The sequence below is a fragment of the Paenibacillus sp. A14 genome, from assembly GCF_036864815.1.
GTDB lineage: Bacteria > Bacillota > Bacilli > Paenibacillales > Paenibacillaceae > Fontibacillus > Fontibacillus sanfengchensis.
In genome coordinates this window covers 658,728-678,318 of the sequence record NZ_JBAGJD010000002.1, presented here as the reverse complement: position 1 = coordinate 678,318, position 19,591 = coordinate 658,728, and the positions used below count along the sequence as shown (strand labels likewise).

Here is a 19,591-nt window from a genome sequence, read left to right as displayed (position 1 = left end):
AAAGCATCTGGTATATTGTTCCAACATATGGTACCATGAATTTTACTTTAGAATTGTATGCGTTTTCTTTGGGATCTTGGCTAATAAATAAAGACGGCTCTATTCATTTTTCAACTTTTTTACATAGATTTCATACATTCTACGATGTTTATGAATTTAAACATGATAGAGTATTTCAGGAATAGAAATTGGAGAGGGGTTTTATAACTCATGTCATGGAAAAACAATGTGGGTAAAAGCACCGTTCGTGTGGCTGTTGCTGCACTATTACTTTCCCAGCTATTAGGCGCAGTAGGTTCTGTCTCGGCTGCAAGCCAAGATGTAGAAGTACACTTGATCGGAATCAATGACCTGCACGGTCAGTTAGATACCACCTCGATGGTTAGTGATAAAAAGGTAGGAACAGCTCCAATTCTAGCAGCCTATCTGAAAGAAGCTCAAGCCAAATATGATCACTCCCTACTCTTCCATAATGGAGACTCTGTTGGCGCATCTGCTCCAGTCTCATCTCTGGATCGTGATGAGCCTACGATGGAATGGATGAATATGATGGGCTTTGATGTAGCCTCTTTAGGCAATCATGAATTCGACCAAGGGATCGCGGCATTAAAAGCACAAATCTTTGGGGGCCTTGATCCCAAAGAAGGCAAGGTAACTCATGCCGGTGCAAAATTTGATTATGTCAATGCCAACGTCATTGAAACCTCCACAGGCAAAACACTGCTTAAGCCCTATGTAATTAAAGAAGTGGGCGGCGTCAAAATCGGATTTATCGGATTGGTGACCAAAGCTACACCTGCTAAAGTTTCTCCATCCGGTACAGCGGGCGTTCGTTTCTTAAGCGCAGAAGAAGAAGTCGAAGCGGTCAATAAATATGCCAAAGAATTGCAAGGTCAAGGTGTGGAGACGATCATCGTCTTGGCGCATGATCCGGCAACAACCAAAGAAGGCGTAACAACTGGAGAAGCGGCTGATTTAGCAAAAGCTTTGCCGGCAGATTCCCCTGTGGACGTTATCGTGGCGGGTGACAATCATGCCTTAGCCAACGGTGAAGTGAATGGAAAATTGATCGTTCAAGCTTATTCTTATGGTACGGCATTTGAAGATATTAAGTTGATGATTGACCCTACGACTGGGGATGTAACCGAAAAATCAGCTACAGTGACAACGACTTTTCAAGAGGGTGTAAAAGAAGACCCTGAATCTTTAGCTATTATTAAAAAATCTTTAGACAAACATCCTGAGCTGACGAAGCCGGTAGGTACAACAGATGGTTCTGTCACTCGTACAGATGCTTATAATAACGAAGCGCCTCTAGGAAACCTCATTGCGGACGCCATGCGTCAAGCGGACTTTGGTGATAAAGCAAGCGCTGCTGACTTTGCCTTTATGAACCCAGGCGGCATTCGTGCGGATCTGCCACAAGGCGATGTGACCTTTGCTGATCTTGCGAAAATCCAACCTTTTGGCAATACTTTGGTGAAACTAGAGCTGACCGGTAAGCAAATTCAAACCTTGTTGGAGCAGCAATGGGGAACCAATGCCGATGGTACGCCAAACACAAAAACACTACAAATCTCCGGTTTGAAGTATACCGCGGATTTCAATAAGCCGGTTGCAGAACGTGTCACTAGTCTTAGTCTTGAAGATGGCACACCCATTGATCCCGCAAAAACATATACGGCGGTAGTTAACAACTTTATGGCAGCGGGTGGAGATAACTATAAAGTGCTGGTGGATGCCAAATCCTCCTTGGCAGGCCCGATCGATCTGGATGTATTTTACCAGTACATTGTAGATACGTATAAAGGCGGTAAGATTGAGGCTAAGAAGGAAGGACGTATCACGAACCTGGCTGCATCTACAGAGCAAACAGAATCACCTGTAACCACAGAATTCATTTCCCGTGCTGAATTTGTAAGTGCGCTGGTAGACATGTTGAAACTAAACGAAGTAGCCACAGCGCCTGCATTCAAGGATATTGCTGCTGACGCTGCCTATGCGGATGCAATCGCTGAAGCTGCTCATGCCGGGTTCATTCAAGGCTACGGCGGTAACTTCAATCCGGATCGTGATATCACTCGTGAAGAAGCGGCTACGATTCTTGCTAAATTGTTGAACCATCCAGCTTCTGATAAAAATGCGGCTACGATCCTTGCAGGTTATGAAGATGGCGAAACCGTTTCTGCCTATGCGGTTGAACCCATGGCAAAATTGATTGACAAAGGTATTCTTAGTGCAGCGGAGAAAAATTTGCTTCAACCTAAACAAGGTCTTTCGGTTAACGAAGCAAAGGCTTTAATTCAAAAAGCTGTGGCCGCAAAAGCTTCTTAATTTAGTACTTGTTCAAACCTTATACGAAGGCAGAAAAACACATCCTTTTGGTAAATGTCCCAATCTAGGATGTGTTTTTTCATGCTTATATGGCTCGCCTACCCTTTTCAAATGAGAATCCGGGTATATTGTAGGTAGATTCAGGGAAAATGAGCTTTATAATGGAATTAATATATATGATTAAAGGAGTTATGGCGCTATGTCTTTAAATCAACAGCTTCACAAGGAATCCATGAAGTACCTAACGACCGCTCCCCTTCGTGAAAATGACGCTAAGTTTATCAGCGCAATAAGTGATGTAGCCTATGAGTTTTTAACAACAGACGAAGCAGTTTTGATAGAGCAGCTGTATTTTAAATTGAAAAATATCGCACTACGAAACCAAATTCTGTACGGTCTAATCCGGTGCAAGGAATTGGAACTGAAAGATTTTTTTCAGAAAGCCTATAAAAAGGAACGATACTTGGACATGAGGCTGCTCGCAATCCACGGATTGGCACATTATGCCTCAGAAGAAGAGATCGACAAGGTCATGGATCATTTTCTTAAGATTTTGGTAAAAAGGCCGGAGTCTACCCCCTATAACTACCAAGAATATGAGTTTTTAAGGTCTGCCTTCGGGCTGCCTCTCCTCATTAAAAAATTCGGTTATCCCTGTTTTGAAAAAGTACTGCAACAAGTCGAGAAACAGTATCATGATATGCCGGAAGCGTTTCAAGGGCATTTTACCTTTGATGAAGACGGAAAGGCCGTTCAGTTGAGACTTCCAAGCGAAACGAAAAAAATGATTGATCGCTTTTTTGCCTCGCAGTACGGTCGCTAATACCTGAAGACACTCCCATATCTGCTCGATCGGGGGGCGGACATCGGTGAAGGAGGTTGCGATATGTTGAAACTGTTCGAATATAATTGGCAAGTTCGCAAGGATTGGTTTGCTTGGTGTGATACGGTGAGCGAGGAGGAATTAATGAAAAGGCGCACGGGCGGGATCGGATACATTTTACCCACTTTGTATCACATTGTGGCAGTCGAGTATGGCTGGATATGCGGGGGAATTCAGGGGAAAGACATTAACATCCCTCCTTTCGAGGAGTTGGCCAGCTTACAACAAATTAAAGACTTCTCCGACCGTTGCCACACGGAAGTCGCACCGTTTATCTATGATTGGAATGACAGCCTGGAGGACCTGATTATGATTGATATCACGGATGAAGGGGAACAAGAAGCTCATAAATATGGCGAAGTATTGCGGCACGTTATCGCTCACGAGATTCACCACATCGGTCAATTATCAGTATGGTCACGTGAAATGGGGAAGAAGCCTGTCACTGCAAATTTAATAGGAAGAGGATTATTCGCAATTTAGCGTTGATTTGTTTTGTTGAACTAACGGGGGACGATAGGCTAAACTCCGGCGCACATCGCATTTTTCTTGAGGGAGAGTTGTAAAATGACTATGGACAATCCAATGCATATTTTGGCCCAGAGAAAAGAGAGTATTCTTTACTATGCCGAATCTGTACTATCGAAAGAACAGGGTGCAGGCTGGATCGGCGGGAATGCACCCGCATTCTTTGACGATCAATCAGACCTCATCCACGGAGGGAATCACAAATATGTTTTTTACTTGTGCCTCGTCCATCCCTTTAAACCGGAGAGCATGATTTCGATCTTCATTCCTGAAGACTATGAAGAGTATTTGGAGAATAACATTTATCCAAATTGCTCGATCAAGGTGATGGAACATCCCATTTCAATGGAAAGCGTCAAAGCACTGTTTACTAACCCGGGTCTTATAAAACACACGATTTCAGACGGTGAGTTAAGCAGTGACGAAAAATCGATGGACCAGTCCTTTTTGATCAAAGTAGGCGGCAACCCGAGACTTATTCAAAATGAAGACTATTATTTTACGAAGCTGAAGGAAGAGTCACTTTCCTTTTTATTTCAAGTAGATGAAGAGGGTTACCCGGAAACGTTGATTCAAGAGGATTACAATTATCCTTTTGGTTTTGGATCACTATATATTTTCGCCAAAATGGGGACGACTGAGATACAACACCCAGTAGCGGGTTTCTGGCAATTCTCTTGAGCATAGTGACTATTATTTGCGTTAGGGGATTCAGAGGATGAGCAAAAAGATTTTGATTGTCGAAGACGACGTTCATATATCCAAAATTATTAAAATGAATCTCAATATTGTGAGCTACGAAACGATGGCGGTTTACGATGGCGAAGCTGCGCTTGAGCTAGTGCAACAGGAAAAGTTCGATCTCATTTTGTTGGATGTCATGATTCCGAAACTGGACGGCTTTGAACTTATGAAACGAATTAAGCCGTACAATATTCCGGTTATTTTTTTGACGGCGAAAAACTCGGTTTATGATAAAGTGGACGGGTTGAAGCTGGGGGCTGATGATTACATGGTCAAGCCTTTCGAAGCGATTGAGCTGCTGGCCCGCATAGAAACGGTACTGCGAAGATACGACAAAGAAGAACAGGTGATGGCATTCCAAACCCTTCTCGTCGATCTGGACAAACGGGAAGTAACCAAAAAGGGGGAAGTTGTAGAGCTAACTCCAAAAGAATATGATCTGCTTGTCGTTCTGCTGAAAAACAGGAACATCGCCTTATCAAGAGAGCAGTTCATCGATAAAGTATGGGGCGCCGAATATTATGGCGAAACAAGAACGGTCGATATGCATATTAAATCACTGCGCAAAAAACTAGAGTTGCAAGATCACATCAAGACCATTTATAAACTCGGGTATCGGCTGGAGGATTGAGGGGATGAAATTTTGGCAAAAAATTTATGTCTTCTCGATTCTGGTCTTCGTCATTATCTTTAACGCAGCCTCCATTATGGTTATCGAGCGCAGCCACAATAGAATGCTTGAGCAGGAGATCAATAGTGCGTTAAGCCAAAATATGAGTATTCAATCCAGTGTCAACGCGATTGTCCCGATCCTTCGCATCTATGATTCTATTGATTACGAGAAAACAGTATTAACGAGAATTGCTAATGAATTTGTTGCTACAAATAATGAACAGCGTGTTTATTTGGATATCAGGGATCGGAAGAATCGGGTGGTCTTCAGTAATACCGATTTCCAAATGCCGACACAACGTGAGGAACTGGGCAAGCTGGGCACGGATGAAATCAATTATATTTTAAGGGATATCGATGAGCGAACGATCCTGTTCACGTCAAATATGGTGGATGTTAATCGTACAAGCTATCTATTTACCTATATGGTAGATGTCACCTCTTTATATCAGGACCGTGTAGATCAGTATCAGTTCTTTGTGCAAGTGGATGTGGTGGCTTGTTTCCTCTATATGTTGATCATGTTTTTTGTAAGCCGAGGACTGACGAGATCGATTGATCGGCTGGGTCGAACTGCTCAGGTCATTGCACAGGGGAATTTCTCCGAACGCGTCCAGTTAAAATCAAAGGACGAAATCGGGATGCTGGCTTACAATTTTAACAATATGGCCGCTGTTGTGGAGGACACCATCACTGAACTTGAGCGGAACAATCAAGAAAAACAGCGGTTTATCAATAATTTTACACATGAATTAAATACACCGCTGACTTCAATTATCGCTTATGCGAATTTTATGAGAACAACCAAATATGATGAGGAAACGTTTCTGGACGGTCTCAATGTGATTTATTCAGAAGGCAAGCGATTACAGATGTTGTCGATGAAGCTGATGAACTTGATCGTGTTGCAAGAGGATAACTTCGAAATGGAGCTGCACGATTTGGGAGCGGTTATAGCTGAAATCAAGCCTGCGTTGGACATGATGGCCAAAGAAAAGCAGGTGACAATCGTCACGGAGTGCGAATCGGGCAAACTGAGATTGGAGAGGGATTTGATTAAAGTTCTGATCTTTAATCTGGTGGACAACGCACTCAAAGCTTCGGATGAACAGCAGACTATTATGCTGCGTGTCATATGGCACGATGACTATTGTGTGCTTGCAGTGATGGATCAGGGCATTGGGATCGCTAAGGAACATCAGGATAAAATTTTTGAACCTTTTTACATGGTGGATAAATCCAGGACAAGAAACGGTAAAGGGGCAGGCCTCGGTCTTGCGTTATGTCAAAGTGTCGCGAGTGTCCACAATGCCGTCATCCGGGTAAACAGCAATGAAAACCAAGGTACTACCATAGAAGTCGTATTCGCACTTACCCATCCGAAAGGAGGGATAAAGGAATGAACAAGCTTATTTTAGTTATCATTTGTGTGTCGTTCATGATCCTTGCGACAGGGTGCCAGAGTGTTTTCAATACGATCCCCAAAGATACCGTCATGGTTAAAAAAATAATCAGAGAAAACGATAATGCTGAGGAGGAATATGAGGGCGTTCTGTCCCAGGATGCGGTGAAGACACTTAGTCTAAATGCTGTAAATAAGTACTTCGATGAAAATTTGACGAGGGACGAGCTTCAATTCGAGTTGGCGGTCATTGATCAGAATAAGTTTAAAGTTATGCTTAATGAGGCGAAAAAAGGCCTCGTCCATATGCCAGCAACGGTTCCAGAACTAAAGGTGAATGATCAAATTGATTTTGCTTCGTATTCTAGCGGCGTGTATTATACGACTCTGACCAAATCGACCGATCCTAATGAAGGCTATCTAATCGTGCTGAATGCGAAGGACGGCGATGTCATTAGAGCTGTCAGAAGGCGAGAAACGATACAGGATGATGCCAGGCCTACAATGGAAGAAGATCTATTGTTAAAATATTATATAAAAAAATTTACCACTCTCGCAACAGAATTTATTCGGGATAAAGGGAGCTATCCATTGTCCGAATTAACGCTGAATGAGGACATTACGCGCTCGGGCGGTGTTGTGGAATTTTATTACATGAGCAAGGACGGGGATAAGTTAAAATATGTTGTCACAGTCGATTTGAAACGAAATGAAATTGTCGGTTTCAGTAAGGATGTCATGGCTCTGCTTAGTTACTATTCTAGACTCTAAGCAGACCTACCCGCCTAACCAGTGCTGCAAGACCACACCTACGGTTTTAGCCGCGCAAACAAAGAACTGTCAGGGAACCATTTACCTCTGACGGTTCTTTTTTTGTATTTACAACTTCATTACAAGTCTATCTAACTCCTTATATATCCCCGTACTACACTTAATGGAGTAACTCCACGGGATAATCGCGGAGAGATCGATGATGGGAAGGAAGAAAAACAATGAGAAAAGCTATGTTCATCCTATTCACGTTTATCATGGTCATTGTCTCTGCTTGCAGTACCCCTACTGGCGGCGATGAAGGCAATGAAAGGGGAGCGCAGACGACAGGCAGAGCCAGCAGTAACCATCAAGACAAAGAAGAAGGAATGCCGGTTGATGAAACGAAGGACGGCAAGAAAACCGTTGTTGTATCTCTGCTTGCAGCGGACGATTTCTTCCTTCAAGCGAAGCAGAAATACGAAGCCCAGCATCCGAATACGACGATTCAGTTCAAGGAGTTTCCTACTGAGGGGGCAACGATGAACCCAGCTGAAGTGGAAAGATATGTAAAGCAAATCACTACGGAGGTTTTATCAGGTAAGGGAGCGGATTTATATGCTGTTTCGGTTATTCCCCTGCCCATTGAGAAGTATGTTAACAAAAAGGCTTTTGTTAATTTAGAAGAGCTAATTAAGAGGGATAAAGCTTTTGATCCCAGCCTGTACGAAATGAATATCATTGAAAATTCCCAAATGAATGACGGTATCTATACCCTTCCTTTAGAGTTTGGCTTAGAAGTTTTGTTTGGGGATGCCGCAAATATCGAGAATGCTGGCGTCACCATCGATGATAAGAAGTGGACATGGAGCGATTTTGCAGAAATAAGCAAAGAGTTGGCTAATAAGGGAGAGCATGCCGTCTCCATGGACAATTGGCCTCCGGAACAGCTGTTAAATAACCTTGTATCCGACAATTATGCCAAATTGGTCAATGGGCGGACCGCATCTTTTGACTCCGCGTTATTCATAGATTTGCTTAAGCAAGTGAAATCATTGTATGACGACAATATTATTACGTCGGAAGTCATTGGTGGCTCGCAAAAAACCAATTTCTTATATTCTAGAATCATCTCCCCTTCGGATTATCTTGTCCGTCTCAGTTTATATTATGATAACGCAAAAATCTATCAGAAGCCGCATTCAGCCGACCAACAATCAGGTGTATCCTTTAGCGTGACCAGAGAGCTAGCGATGAATGAAAATTCTACGGTCAAGGGGGAAGCGTGGAATTTCATGAAGTTCTTAATGTCGGAAGAGATGCAGTCCTTCCCGCAGCGATCTTATATTTCTATAAATAAGGCGGTCAATGATAAAGCTATTAAAGATGTAGTGAAGAAAGGGATTAATGATCCTAAGGCCGGTAAGGTCATTGAAGCAAGCGAAGAGAATCTTCAACCATTTAAGGAAATGGTATCTGAGGCCCGTTTAAGAAATTATGGATACGATGACGAACACAACATGTTTTCAAAGATCATCGCAGAGGAAGGGAAAGCATTCTTCACGGGTCAGAAATCTGCCGAAGCCACCGCTAAGCTCGTACAGAACCGGATAATGACCTATTTGAATGAATAAGGAGCAGCGGCATGGAGTGAAGCTTTGGAACGAAGTTAGGGATGAGCCCTGAATAGTTGGTGCAGGGTTCATTCTCTCTTTTTCGAAATGGTGAGGGAGGTACAAGGTGAAAGGCAATCTATTCCGGAGAAATATGAGGGGCAAGCTGCGTCAAGACTGGACCGTTGCAGCTCTGTTTCTGGCACCAAGCCTGATCGGTTTTTCAATCTTTTATCTCGTTCCGTTCGGCATGGGATTTCTCTATTCGTTTCAGGATAGTACGATCGATGGTTCATTTGTTGGATTTGATAATTACAATACATTGCTTGCAAGTTCTTCCTTCCGCAAGGCAGCGACGAATACGTTTCTATTCACAAGTGTGAGCGTGCCCCTTATGATCTTGGTGTCATTGTTGCTTGCTCAGTTGTTAAACAAAAAGTTGTTTCTTCGGAATTGGCTGCAAACTGCTTTTGTATTGCCGCTTGTCGTACCCGTAGCATCGATCGTTATGATCTGGCAAATTGTATTTGACTGGAATGGCACCTTAAATGCATGGTTACAGAACTTCAATGTGGAGCGGATCGATTGGATGAAATCGGAGTGGTCCATTGGTGTGCTGGCCATCGTCTATACGTGGAAAAATATTGGCTACAACATCATATTATTTCTAGCGGGGCTGCAGAGCATTCCCAAAGACTACTATGAAACGGCAGATATCGAAGGAGCGGGCAGATTTCATAAATGGTTCCATATTACACTTGTTTATTTGACTCCGACGATGGTTTTTGTTTTTCTGATGTCTATTATTAATTCATTCAAAGTGTTTCGCGAAACATACCTGATTGCAGGCGATTATCCACATGACCGTATTTATATGTTGCAACATTATATGAACAACATGTTTCTTTCTCTGGATGTTCAGAAGCTGACTGCTGCTGCCGTGTTAATGGTAGTCTGCATTCTTATTTTTGTAATGATGGTGTTAGCTGTCGAACGTCGTTTTAGGGATTCCATGGAATAGGCAAGGTGGTTGGAAAATTGACTTTCATTCAAAAGCTTACTCTATCGTTAGTTATGGGTGTGCTGGCTTTACTGATGCTGTTACCGATTGTGATCACTGTCACCAACTCATTCATGACGGAGGCCGAAATCGAATATAACTATCATCTCATTGGCCAATTGATCAATATTGAAGCAGGGGAAAAGGATGGATTCATTAATATAAAGCTGCTTCCTGATTGGGTATCTTTCCGTCAATATGCGGAGGTACTGGTTCACAAACCTGTGTTTCTCCAAATGTTTTGGAATTCTGTATTTATGGTCGTACCTATTATTGTTTTGCAAGTGCTGGTTGCGTCATTAGCTGCCTATGCGTTTGCAAAGCTGAGGTTTCCGGGACGAGACAAGCTGTTCTTTCTATATGTTTTAACGATGCTTATGCCATTTCAGGTGACACTCGTGCCCAATTATATCATTGCCGATAAGCTGGGGCTTATAAATACAACTTCAGCCATTATATTGCCGGGTATATTCAGTGCTTTCGGTGTATTTATGCTCAGGCAGTTCGTGATGCATATTCCTAATTCTTATATCGAAGCGGCCAAAATAGATGGCGCAGGGCATTTGAGAATTTTTTATCAAATTATTGTCCCGCTTGTTCAGCCCGGTATGGCTGCGCTCGTCGTTCTACTATTCGTTGATAATTGGAATATGGTCGAGCAGCCGCTTATTTTTCTTGAGGATGCATTTAAACAACCGCTGTCGCTGTATTTGTCGCACATTAATAAAGATGCACGTGGCGTCGCCTTTGCTGCATCAGTCTTATATATGACTCCGATGGTGCTTTTGTATTTGTACGCTGAGTCTTATTTTGTACAGGGCATTCAGCTATCAGGAGTTAAAGGTTAGTCTATTGCGGGGGGATATGAATGGAAGTGCAACTTGCTAGTAAAACGATATCTGGACGCAAACGGAGGATTCGCATCTTCTTTGGCTTATTTGTGTTGCTACTCGTTGCATTGACATTGTTTAGCAATACTCTAAAGGCGTTAACGCTCCCTAAGGTTGTAGTTACAACACCGGAAAGAGGGGAGTTAAATCACACTTTTCAAGGTATGGGCATTGTGAAGTGGCGAGAAACATCAGCTTTATCGGGCGCTGCGGGAGGCAAAGTTGAGAAGGTCCATGCCAAGGAAGGCAAAACGGTTAAGAAAGGAGCGATACTTGTTGTTTACAACCAACGGACGCTCCAGCGTCAAATAGAGGATGAGCAGACGCAATTGAGCCAGTTAATGCTTACGCTAAAGGAGCAGCAAAATAGTTATAAGGAAGCTTCGATAAGCGGCGATGAGAAAACAATCGTAAAAGCTAACAACGATATGAAGAGGACCCAAATAGATATCGATGTCCAAAGACGGAAAGTTCAGAGATTGCAGGAGGATTTGCAAGAAAATAGCACATTGATTGCACCTTTTGACGGGATCGTAACGAAGGTTAATGCAGTGGAGGGGCTTGAGTCAAAAGGGGAAGAGTCCGATGTCGTTATCGCCAATTCGAAACTCGGCTTTGAGTTTGAGTTTACGGCTCCAGCGACATTAATTGATAATCTGGAAAAAGGAGCAAGATTGAATGTTCGATTAGGAGGCAGTAATGCCAGACAAGTCGAGGGGAGCATTGAGGATATTAAAGATACCGAACAACCGCTTAGTGAACCAGAAAACGGTGGAAACACACCTGCTTACACAACCCCTATGAAGCAACTGGTTATTGCTATTGAGGATAAGGAGCTAAAGGGCGGAGAGTCGGCAGAGACCCAGTTGATCAAAACGGTGAATGATTTGATCCTAGTACCGAATGAAGCTATCCACAAAGAAGGAGACAAATCGTACGTATTTGGCGTTGAGGAAAGAAACGGACCGCTAGGCAACAGCTTTCTTGTTAAAAAAACCTACATTACGATCATAGATTCGAATGAAAATCAATCGGCAGTAGACGGTTTAATGGAGCATCAACCGATCATTGTTGAGAGCGGTGCTCCGCTGCAAGAAGGCGATAAGATTCGATTGCACTAAGAAAATATTGGGGGCGCGGATTATATGAAAAAACAGTATTTTCATTGATGAATACCCTCGATCTATTGGGGCAATCCCACCGAGAATTTGGTGAAAGTTCGTGTCGCCATACATTCGGTTCTTGAACGGCCTTATGTAGCAATTGTTGCCTACGCGGCTCCGAGATAAATCATGTGGGCAAGTTCGCGGGAAGGAATCAGCAATTCTCCTGGCGCCCAGATTCCGCTAGTAATATTATGAATCGCTTGATCGGGGGGAATCAAATGGATGATCAGCAAGATTAGAGAATCAGAAATCAAGCTAATTACTTAATTGGTGCATTCTTTCGTTGGAAGACATATAAGCAACCATCAAAAGATTGGGAGCATGACCATTGTGAATTTTGTTGGACGAATTATGGAGACTGATAAAGCTGATGTTATTTATAACAAAGGCTGCATAACTGAAACTAACGAAATAATTTTTCGGGTATATGAAGATTGTTTCGATGATTTCAAATTGATGTAAAAAAGGGCCAGAATTTACCTGACCCGTTTAGTTTGATTATTTTTTAACGTATTGGTAAACTGTCACTTCCTTACCTCTTGGCAGATAAGAGATGTTCAGTTCCTTGTCTCCTCTTTTTACTTTTAACTCGAATGATTTAGTGGCAATATCCTCTATTTCATTTCGGTCTGAGAATGATAATATCTCATCTCCATTCTTCAAGCCAGCCAATTCTGCATTGGAACCCGGGATCAGCCCTTTGACAATCTTCTTCTCCTCATTAAAAATAGTATCATCGAAACCAAATTCAAATTGTTTTTCCGCTGTTTCGACCAATTTATAATTGGATAAGAAATAACTTTCCGGCGGAACAATCATATCGCCAGCCGCCATTTTTTCAAATCCAACTGCAGCCCCCTTGCCTGTAATCCCATCTATAATGTTAAAGAGTTCTTTTTTGCCGTAGGGCTCTCCAGCTGCCTTGCTTTCCAGAAGTTCAAGCACCACTGTGTTCAGTGTAGCTTGTCCATTCGACGCTGTTCTGATTTGGTCATCCAATCGGAGCATGTAAACCAGTCCGCGACCATACGGAACGCGTTGAGCAGCATGATGTACCCAGGATTTTTCTATTAACGACCTGTTCGTTTCCCCGTTAAATGGATTTGTGTAATAGGAGAGAAGGCGTTTATTTAATTGTGCTATCAATTCATCTTCAGACAAAACACCCGCTTTATGCGATTCGAATAAAGAGTAAAATTCAGCTGCTCCTTCTGCGAAAAGAGTCTTGTCCTCCATTTCCCCTTGCATGTCCACCCAATTATGAACCATTTCATGGGCAAGCATTAATTGAAGACTTTCCGCTGTAGGGGTAACTTTATTGCTGTATCCAAACATAAAAGAACGAAGAAGAGCCGTTCCGCCTGTACTATCGTAAGGATTTTTTCTGACAAAAATTTTGTAGGGTTCATCGCCATCTTTAAAGGTTTGCGAAATTGTATTAAATAATGTCCCTACCTTTTCGCCTAGGGCTTTCGTATCAATTTCCTGCTCGCCCATCCAGTAGATGGTGAATTTGCTGTCTTCAGATGTTTTAAATTTTTGCAAATTACCAGTAGCGTAGTACGTGTTAGCCAAAATGGAGACGGGACCGATTTTCGTCACATCGCCTTCGCCATAAGACCATACCCCCGAGGCACCAGCCGGCATATGGCGTAAATCCCATTTTAAATGGATGGTATAGTTCTTGCTGTCGTCAGGTAAGGCTAAAAAGGAATTCCCTGCACCATTCAGTCCGTCTGCTTCTTGGCGTAAATCAAAGTATGGCCCTCCTTTGGTTGTGGAATCTACTTTGCGCGGGTAGGCTCGATAACTCAGGGTTACATCTCCAGATGTAGCGCGCTGTGGTGCAAATTGGATTGTCGGCCCATAAAGTTTACTTTTTCCTTCAACGACTTGAAGTGGAATTTCTCCCTCATTGTCGTAGGCTTTAATGTCGCTTTCTTTATATTGTTGAGAAGGAATAGACGTAACCATGACGGGGATTTCCACGAGCATCTTCCCGCTTTCAAGCTTGGGTTCCGGCATTTTCATCTCCACATCCAGGTAGTCTGTCACAGTTCCCGAGCTATGAGGCCGTAAGGTAACATTTAGCGGCGGTGGCGTGGTTGTATCTTCTTTTGGTGGTTTTGACGCTGTTTCAACCTTCCGGGTTTGTTCTGCCTGAGGTGAGGGCTGTGCTTGACAACCTGCCAGCACAACAGTAACAGTCATAATGACCATCAATAGCAAAGTGAAAGGGCGAACTCTGTTTTTTTGTATCATAATAATGCCTCCTAATTAGATTACACTCAAAATTATAGGAAGCATTAGTAAACGGACGGTAAACCGGGAGCTAACTATGCTTAAACAATGAAGGATAGGGCAACAGTGGAATTTCCACCATAATATCCGTTCCTTGTCCCACTTGACTATTCACATAAATGTTACCTTGATGTGCGGAAACCACCTGCTTGACAATGGCCATTCCAAGACCGGTTCCACCGGTATGTGTCCCTGTAGAAGTTCCCCGGTAATAGCGGTCAAATATATGGGAGACCAATTGTTCATCCATTCCTTTCCCGTTATCTTTAATCTGAACCTGGGCAGATGCAGTCTTGTGTACGGTAATTTCAATGTGTGTCCCAGGAGGATTGTGTGACATGGCATTAACCATCAAATTCGAAAATGCCCGATGCAGCAGCTTGGCGTCACCTTGTACATAAAGGCGATTGACATATGTCGTCATCTGTATTGAATAATCTTTACTAATAGACATATTTAACATCTCCGCCGTGACTCTCCGAATTAGTTCGACCAGGTCGATGGGATCGGCTTTGAGATGAGAGGCTGCGGACTCATCCATACGAAAGGCAATTCCCAAGTCTTCAATTAATTCGTGAATATAGGTCGCTTTATCGCGAATCAATTGTAGAAATTTCTGCTTTTCCTGTTCGCTCCATTGATGTTGGTCGGACAAAAGCATATCCGTATAGCCTGAAATATAGGACAGGGGAGTCTTCAAATCATGAGTAATTCCGGCAGCCCATTCCTGTCTTTCCCGCTCAAATTCCTTGCGCTTCGTTTCGTTGATCTGCAGTATGGAAGACAAGTGATCAAGGTTGGATTTAACGTCCTTATACAGTCGGCTGGACATGAAAAATCCTCTACTCTTTTCCTTACGCTGGGCATATTCTCCTTCGGCCAATTGCTTGATGTTGCGGATAATCTCATAAAGTGGATATCCAGCTTTATACCCATAGATAAAGCAATAAATGAGATAAGTAATCAGGACTATCAAGGGGTTTGGAGCATCTAACTTGAAAACAGGGGAGTCTTGTACCACATTTACCAATATTGTGTATGTGATATATGGAATAGCTAAAGCGAATCCAAGAAATAACTGATTGAGCAGGAAATGAAACGTGAACTGTAAGACCAGTTTGTTTTTAAAGGTATTTTTAAGTCTTTCCAAATACCCCTTTAAAATAGATTTTTGGATCATAGCAGCTCACCTGAGGCCGGTGGCACAAATTTATACCCAATACTGCGTAAATTAACTATAATCGTAGGCATTTTTGGGTTTTCTTCGATTTTTTTCCGCAACCGCATAATATGGATCGCAACTGTCTTTTCATCACCGACGCTTTCGTAGCCCCATATCTGCTCATACAATTGTCCTGCCGTAAACACCTGATTGGGATGATCGGCCAGAAAAAATAAAAGTTCCAGCTCTTTGGCCGGGCAGTTGACCTCTTCTCCATGTATCCATAGTTGGGCTGCTTTTCTATCCAGACGTAAATGCCCCATCTGGTACACGTCTTTTTTTTGAGAGTTTACTTGACTAAGCATCATCCTGCGAAACTGGACATTAATTCGGGCTACGACCTCTAGTGGATTAAATGGTTTAGTGATGTAGTCATCCCCACCGATGCTAAGCCCCGTGAGCTTGTCAAGGTCACTGGTGCGAGCAGTCAGGAAGAGGATTGGAGCATTGGTTTGGGCACGAATTTGCTGACATAGCTGGAAACCGTCTGTGTCCGGCAGCATAACATCCAGTACGATTAAATCAAAGTCGGTAATGCGTAAGGCTCTTAGTGCTTCTTCCCCCGTTAACGCTCTCCTGATCATAGTGTAACCTTCCTTTCGGAGGACCGTTTCAAGCATCTGTATAATGCCGATCTCATCGTCCACGATGAGAATCTTTTTGTTTTGCATGAATGAACTATCCTTTCGCAAAAACTTACAACCCTATTCTCGCCCAAGTATACCTTCTTTTAGACACTAAGCCAATGGCCTTGGTTAAGCCCGGATTATCAGGGCCGGCATTCAGAGCCGCATGAATCTTTTTAAAGAGTGTAGTACAGGCAAACCGGTCTTAGGCATGAATCTAGGCACCCACCGCGGGTGCCTTTTTATTTCGCTTATAGATGATGCGATGAGAACGCAATGAGTATCCAAAGGTAAACTCCCTCGCAAATGCTCATAAGAATTAACTCAGGAAATTACTGTGCAAAGTTTATAAAATAAAGCGCATACATTTTTTCGTAGAATCTATTGAATTAAGTTGGAGCATATGATAATTTGAATTAAAGTGGTATTAAAAACTATGTAATTTGATTAATTGCTATAAAATAGTTGGGCCGCCGCACCCAACATTTTATCATTTAATTAAAATGATACCGCTTACTTATTGTTTAATACCTTTTTATTTCCTTTTGTTGATAGATTTTAAAAAAGGAGATTAGGTCCTATGGCGAGTGAAGTTAGGAACGTTACACAAAGTGTCGAAGAGAGAAGTTCTAGCGGCCTCCAGCGTAAATTAGGTTTAAGTGCTGCTATTGCCATTAGTGTTGGTACTACCATTGGTTCAGGTATTTTTTCCTCATTGGGAGAAGTTGCAGCAGCAAGTGGAACAGCTTTATTTGCTATTCTGGCCTTTTTGATTGGCGGTTTAGTTAATATTCCGGCTAATCTATGCTATGCGGAATTAGCGACTGCCTATCCGGAAAATGGCGGCCAATATATTTATTTCAGAGAAGCGGGTTCGCGTCCAATGGCCTTTTTATGCGGATGGATTAGTTTCTGGGCTACTGACACGCCATCTATTTCCATCATGGCAATTGCAACTACAAGCTATTTGGGCTATTTTGTTGGTTTTTCAGGATTAACGATGAAGTTCATTGCGGTTGCACTTATCCTTGTCTTTATGTTCATGCATCTGAGAAGTGTGGAAGGGGGAGGAAAATTCCAAACTTTTATCACGGCATTTAAAATCATCATGTTTGCCATATTAATTGGCGTTGGCTTCTACTATTTCAGCCCTGACTTAATCAGTTCCCCAGTAAAAGCGGGAGCACCGGTTGGCATCATGGCTTTAGTGGCGGGGATTTCAGCAACGACTTGGTCATTTGATGGCATGGCTTCTGTGTGTTATATGACAGGAGAAATTAAGAACCCTAAGAAAACAATGCCTAGAGCACTTATTATCAGCGGCATTCTAATCACCCTTTTGTACGTCCTATTAAGTGTGGTTGTAACAGGATTATTGCCGATGGATACGTTGGCAACAAGTAGTGCTCCAGTTTCTGAGGCAATGAAATATTTGCCTGGAATTGGGCCCGCTACTGGTTCTTTAACAGCTGTTATGGCGATTATTGTTATCATTGGCTCTCTGTCTAGCTGTATCATGTTCCAACCTCGTATGGAATATGCAATGGCAAAAGACGGTTTATTCTTTAAATCCTTTGCAAAAGTCCATCCAAAATGGGGAACTCCACATGTCTCCATCATCATCCAGTGTGCCTTCGCGATTATTTTAGTATTCGCATCATCACTCAGCAGCTTATTAGGATATTTCACAATCGTAGCGTTATTGAAAAACTTCCTTACATTTGGGACTGTTTTTGTGCTTCGCCGGAAGAAATCGGGATACAATCCAATGTGGAGAATGCCGATGGGCTACTTGATGGCCGCAATCGCCATGGTTGTCACTGGAACGTTAATTGTCTCCACCTTTTTATGGGCGCCAATTCCTGGGATCATTTGCGCCATCATCGCAGTGGCGACAGGTCTTCCAGCATACTTTTATTGGGAAAGAAAAAATAACAGCAAAGAGATTGCTTAGTGTTAATTGAGATCGATAGACATGGGATTTTTTTATCTCATGTCTATTTAAGTGTTATGAAATAAGAGATTCATCCTTAGTAAACAAGAATTATATTTTTAAGTACCAATTATTGCGACACGTCCCACCAAACTGAAAAAACGTTTACAATCCTAATAAATCAAATAATTTATGATTTTTTTTCAGAATAAAATTGACGGTGAATTAGGCTGGTGCTATAATTCGATTATCAACAAAATAAATTGGTATTAAATTAATGAAATCATGTATAGTTTTATGAGATTTGATGCGGCACATCTCAATAAATCTCATAGCTAAAGGGAGTAGTAACCAGTATTTAGGAAAGGTAGACGATTAGAAATGTTAAAATTTAATGAAGAACAACAAGTGGAAAGCGTAAACGGAGCCCTTCAATTACGGGGAGGCATTGAGAAAGTAGTAGATGAGATTCATTCTGAAGGTTTTGATAATATTTTTTATTTGGGAATTGGAGGAACTTATGCATCAAGCATGCAAGCGGTGACTTATATTACTGGAAAAAGCACACTGCCAGCATATGTTGAGAATGCAGCGGAATACTTAACTACCGGAAACCGTAAGTTAACGAGTAAATCGGTAGTGATTATATCATCGGTTACAGGAAGCACAGAGGAGATGGTGAGAGCCGTTTCACAAGTAAAAGAAATAGGAGCTCGTGTTCTGGGGTTCATTGATGTAAAAGATGCGCCGCTTGCACAAAGCGTTGATTACTTAATTTCATATCCAGCAAACGAACAAATCAAATTTTTTATGGTTGCCGACCGCTTTATGTTTAACAACGGTGACTTCCCGCAATATGAACAATTCTATGAAGAACTTGATGAACATTTGGCAAAAGCGTTAGTTGAAGCAGAGAAGGCGGCTGATTCTTTTGGAATGCAATTTGCGCAGGATCACAAAGATGATTCCATGCATTATTTTATCGGAGCAGGAAATCAATGGGGGGCGGTTTACTCCTATGCGATGTGTTATTGGGAAGAACAGCACTGGCTTCGTTCGAAGTCGATTCATTCATCAGAGTTTTTCCACGGAACACTGGAAGTTATTGACCGTGATACAGCAGTAACCTTATTTATTGGAGAAGACGAACAGCGTCCGCTGTCGGAAAGAGTGGCCGAGTTTTTACCAAGAGTTTGTTCCAGGTATACCATTATCGATACAAAGAATTATGAATTAAAAGGAATAAGCCTGGAATTTAGAGGTCGGATCTCTCATTTGGTTTTGCGAGCGATCACTTCGCGGATTGATGCTTATATTGAAAAACTCAATTGTCATCCAGTGGAAATCAGACGCTATTACCGCCAACTGAAATACTAAGATGCAGAATTAACGAACATGAAATCAAAGCGACTTCCTGCCAATCTTTGATTTCATGTATTCTGCTTTCTTTCAAATCATAATTGAAAG

The 19,591-nt window shown here is 42.3% G+C and carries 16 protein-coding genes; 13 read left to right on the top strand and 3 right to left on the bottom strand.

From position 1 onward, the window contains the following. The first annotated feature begins 210 nt into the window (after positions 1-210). The 11 genes from V4U88_RS07395 (at position 211) to V4U88_RS07345 (ending at position 11,997) form a co-directional block, all read left to right on the top strand. Positions 211-2,334 (top strand): bifunctional metallophosphatase/5'-nucleotidase, encoded by a 2,124-nt coding sequence (locus V4U88_RS07395; RefSeq protein ID WP_334072621.1) that lies wholly within the window; start codon positions 211-213, stop codon positions 2,332-2,334. Positions 2,335-2,533: 199 nt separating this feature from the next. Then, positions 2,534-3,157 (top strand): hypothetical protein, encoded by a 624-nt coding sequence (locus V4U88_RS07390; RefSeq protein WP_334072620.1) that lies wholly within the window; start codon positions 2,534-2,536, stop codon positions 3,155-3,157. 63 nt (positions 3,158-3,220) lie between these two features. After that, the gene (locus tag V4U88_RS07385) at positions 3,221-3,700 is read left to right on the top strand and encodes a DinB family protein (protein ID WP_334072619.1); all 480 of its coding nucleotides are present in this window, start codon (positions 3,221-3,223) and stop codon (positions 3,698-3,700) included. 84 nt (positions 3,701-3,784) lie between these two features. Further along, positions 3,785-4,426, top strand: a complete 642-nt coding sequence (locus tag V4U88_RS07380; protein WP_334072618.1) for a hypothetical protein — start codon at positions 3,785-3,787, stop codon at positions 4,424-4,426. 37 nt (positions 4,427-4,463) lie between these two features. Continuing rightward, entirely contained in the window at positions 4,464-5,120 is a 657-nt protein-coding gene (locus V4U88_RS07375; RefSeq protein ID WP_334072617.1) for a response regulator transcription factor, read from the top strand. A 4-nt stretch (positions 5,121-5,124) separates the two neighbouring features. Further along, a complete protein-coding gene (locus tag V4U88_RS07370) occupies positions 5,125-6,564 on the top strand; it encodes a sensor histidine kinase (protein WP_334072616.1) in 1,440 nt (479 codons plus the stop codon). Beyond that, positions 6,561-7,334, top strand: coding sequence for a hypothetical protein (locus tag V4U88_RS07365; RefSeq protein WP_334072615.1), 774 nt, complete (start codon positions 6,561-6,563; stop codon positions 7,332-7,334). Before V4U88_RS07370 ends, V4U88_RS07365 begins: the two co-directional genes overlap by 4 nt. Before the next feature lie 221 nt (positions 7,335-7,555). Beyond that, positions 7,556-8,947, top strand: a complete 1,392-nt coding sequence (locus tag V4U88_RS07360) for an ABC transporter substrate-binding protein (protein WP_334072614.1) — start codon at positions 7,556-7,558, stop codon at positions 8,945-8,947. A 133-nt stretch (positions 8,948-9,080) separates the two neighbouring features. Beyond that, a complete protein-coding gene (locus V4U88_RS07355) occupies positions 9,081-9,947 on the top strand; it encodes a carbohydrate ABC transporter permease (RefSeq protein ID WP_334072739.1) in 867 nt (288 codons plus the stop codon). Between the two features lie 53 nt (positions 9,948-10,000). Then, entirely contained in the window at positions 10,001-10,834 is an 834-nt protein-coding gene (locus V4U88_RS07350) for a carbohydrate ABC transporter permease (protein WP_334072738.1), read from the top strand. Positions 10,835-10,854: 20 nt separating this feature from the next. After that, positions 10,855-11,997 carry an efflux RND transporter periplasmic adaptor subunit gene (locus V4U88_RS07345; RefSeq protein ID WP_334072613.1) on the top strand — a complete coding sequence of 381 codons (1,143 nt, stop codon included), beginning with the start codon at positions 10,855-10,857 and terminating at the stop codon, positions 11,995-11,997. Between the two features lie 543 nt (positions 11,998-12,540). Here V4U88_RS07345 and V4U88_RS07340 read toward each other — a convergent pair. The 3 genes from V4U88_RS07340 to V4U88_RS07330 all read right to left on the bottom strand — a co-directional run bounded on the left by V4U88_RS07340 (position 12,541) and on the right by V4U88_RS07330 (position 16,236). After that, positions 12,541-14,304, bottom strand: a complete 1,764-nt coding sequence (locus V4U88_RS07340) for a hypothetical protein (RefSeq protein ID WP_334072612.1) — start codon at positions 14,302-14,304, stop codon at positions 12,541-12,543. 70 nt (positions 14,305-14,374) lie between these two features. Further along, positions 14,375-15,523, bottom strand: coding sequence for a sensor histidine kinase (locus V4U88_RS07335; RefSeq protein ID WP_334072611.1), 1,149 nt, complete (start codon positions 15,521-15,523; stop codon positions 14,375-14,377). Beyond that, positions 15,520-16,236, bottom strand: a complete 717-nt coding sequence (locus V4U88_RS07330; RefSeq protein ID WP_334072610.1) for a response regulator transcription factor — start codon at positions 16,234-16,236, stop codon at positions 15,520-15,522. The genes V4U88_RS07335 and V4U88_RS07330 overlap by 4 nt, the downstream gene beginning before the upstream one ends. A 535-nt stretch (positions 16,237-16,771) precedes the next feature. Between V4U88_RS07330 and V4U88_RS07325 the strand changes: the two genes are divergently transcribed. After that, positions 16,772-18,145 (top strand): amino acid permease, encoded by a 1,374-nt coding sequence (locus tag V4U88_RS07325; RefSeq protein ID WP_334072609.1) that lies wholly within the window; start codon positions 16,772-16,774, stop codon positions 18,143-18,145. Between the two features lie 360 nt (positions 18,146-18,505). Continuing rightward, the gene (locus V4U88_RS07320) at positions 18,506-19,501 is read left to right on the top strand and encodes an SIS domain-containing protein (RefSeq protein WP_334072608.1); all 996 of its coding nucleotides are present in this window, start codon (positions 18,506-18,508) and stop codon (positions 19,499-19,501) included. Positions 19,502-19,591 lie beyond the last annotated feature (90 nt).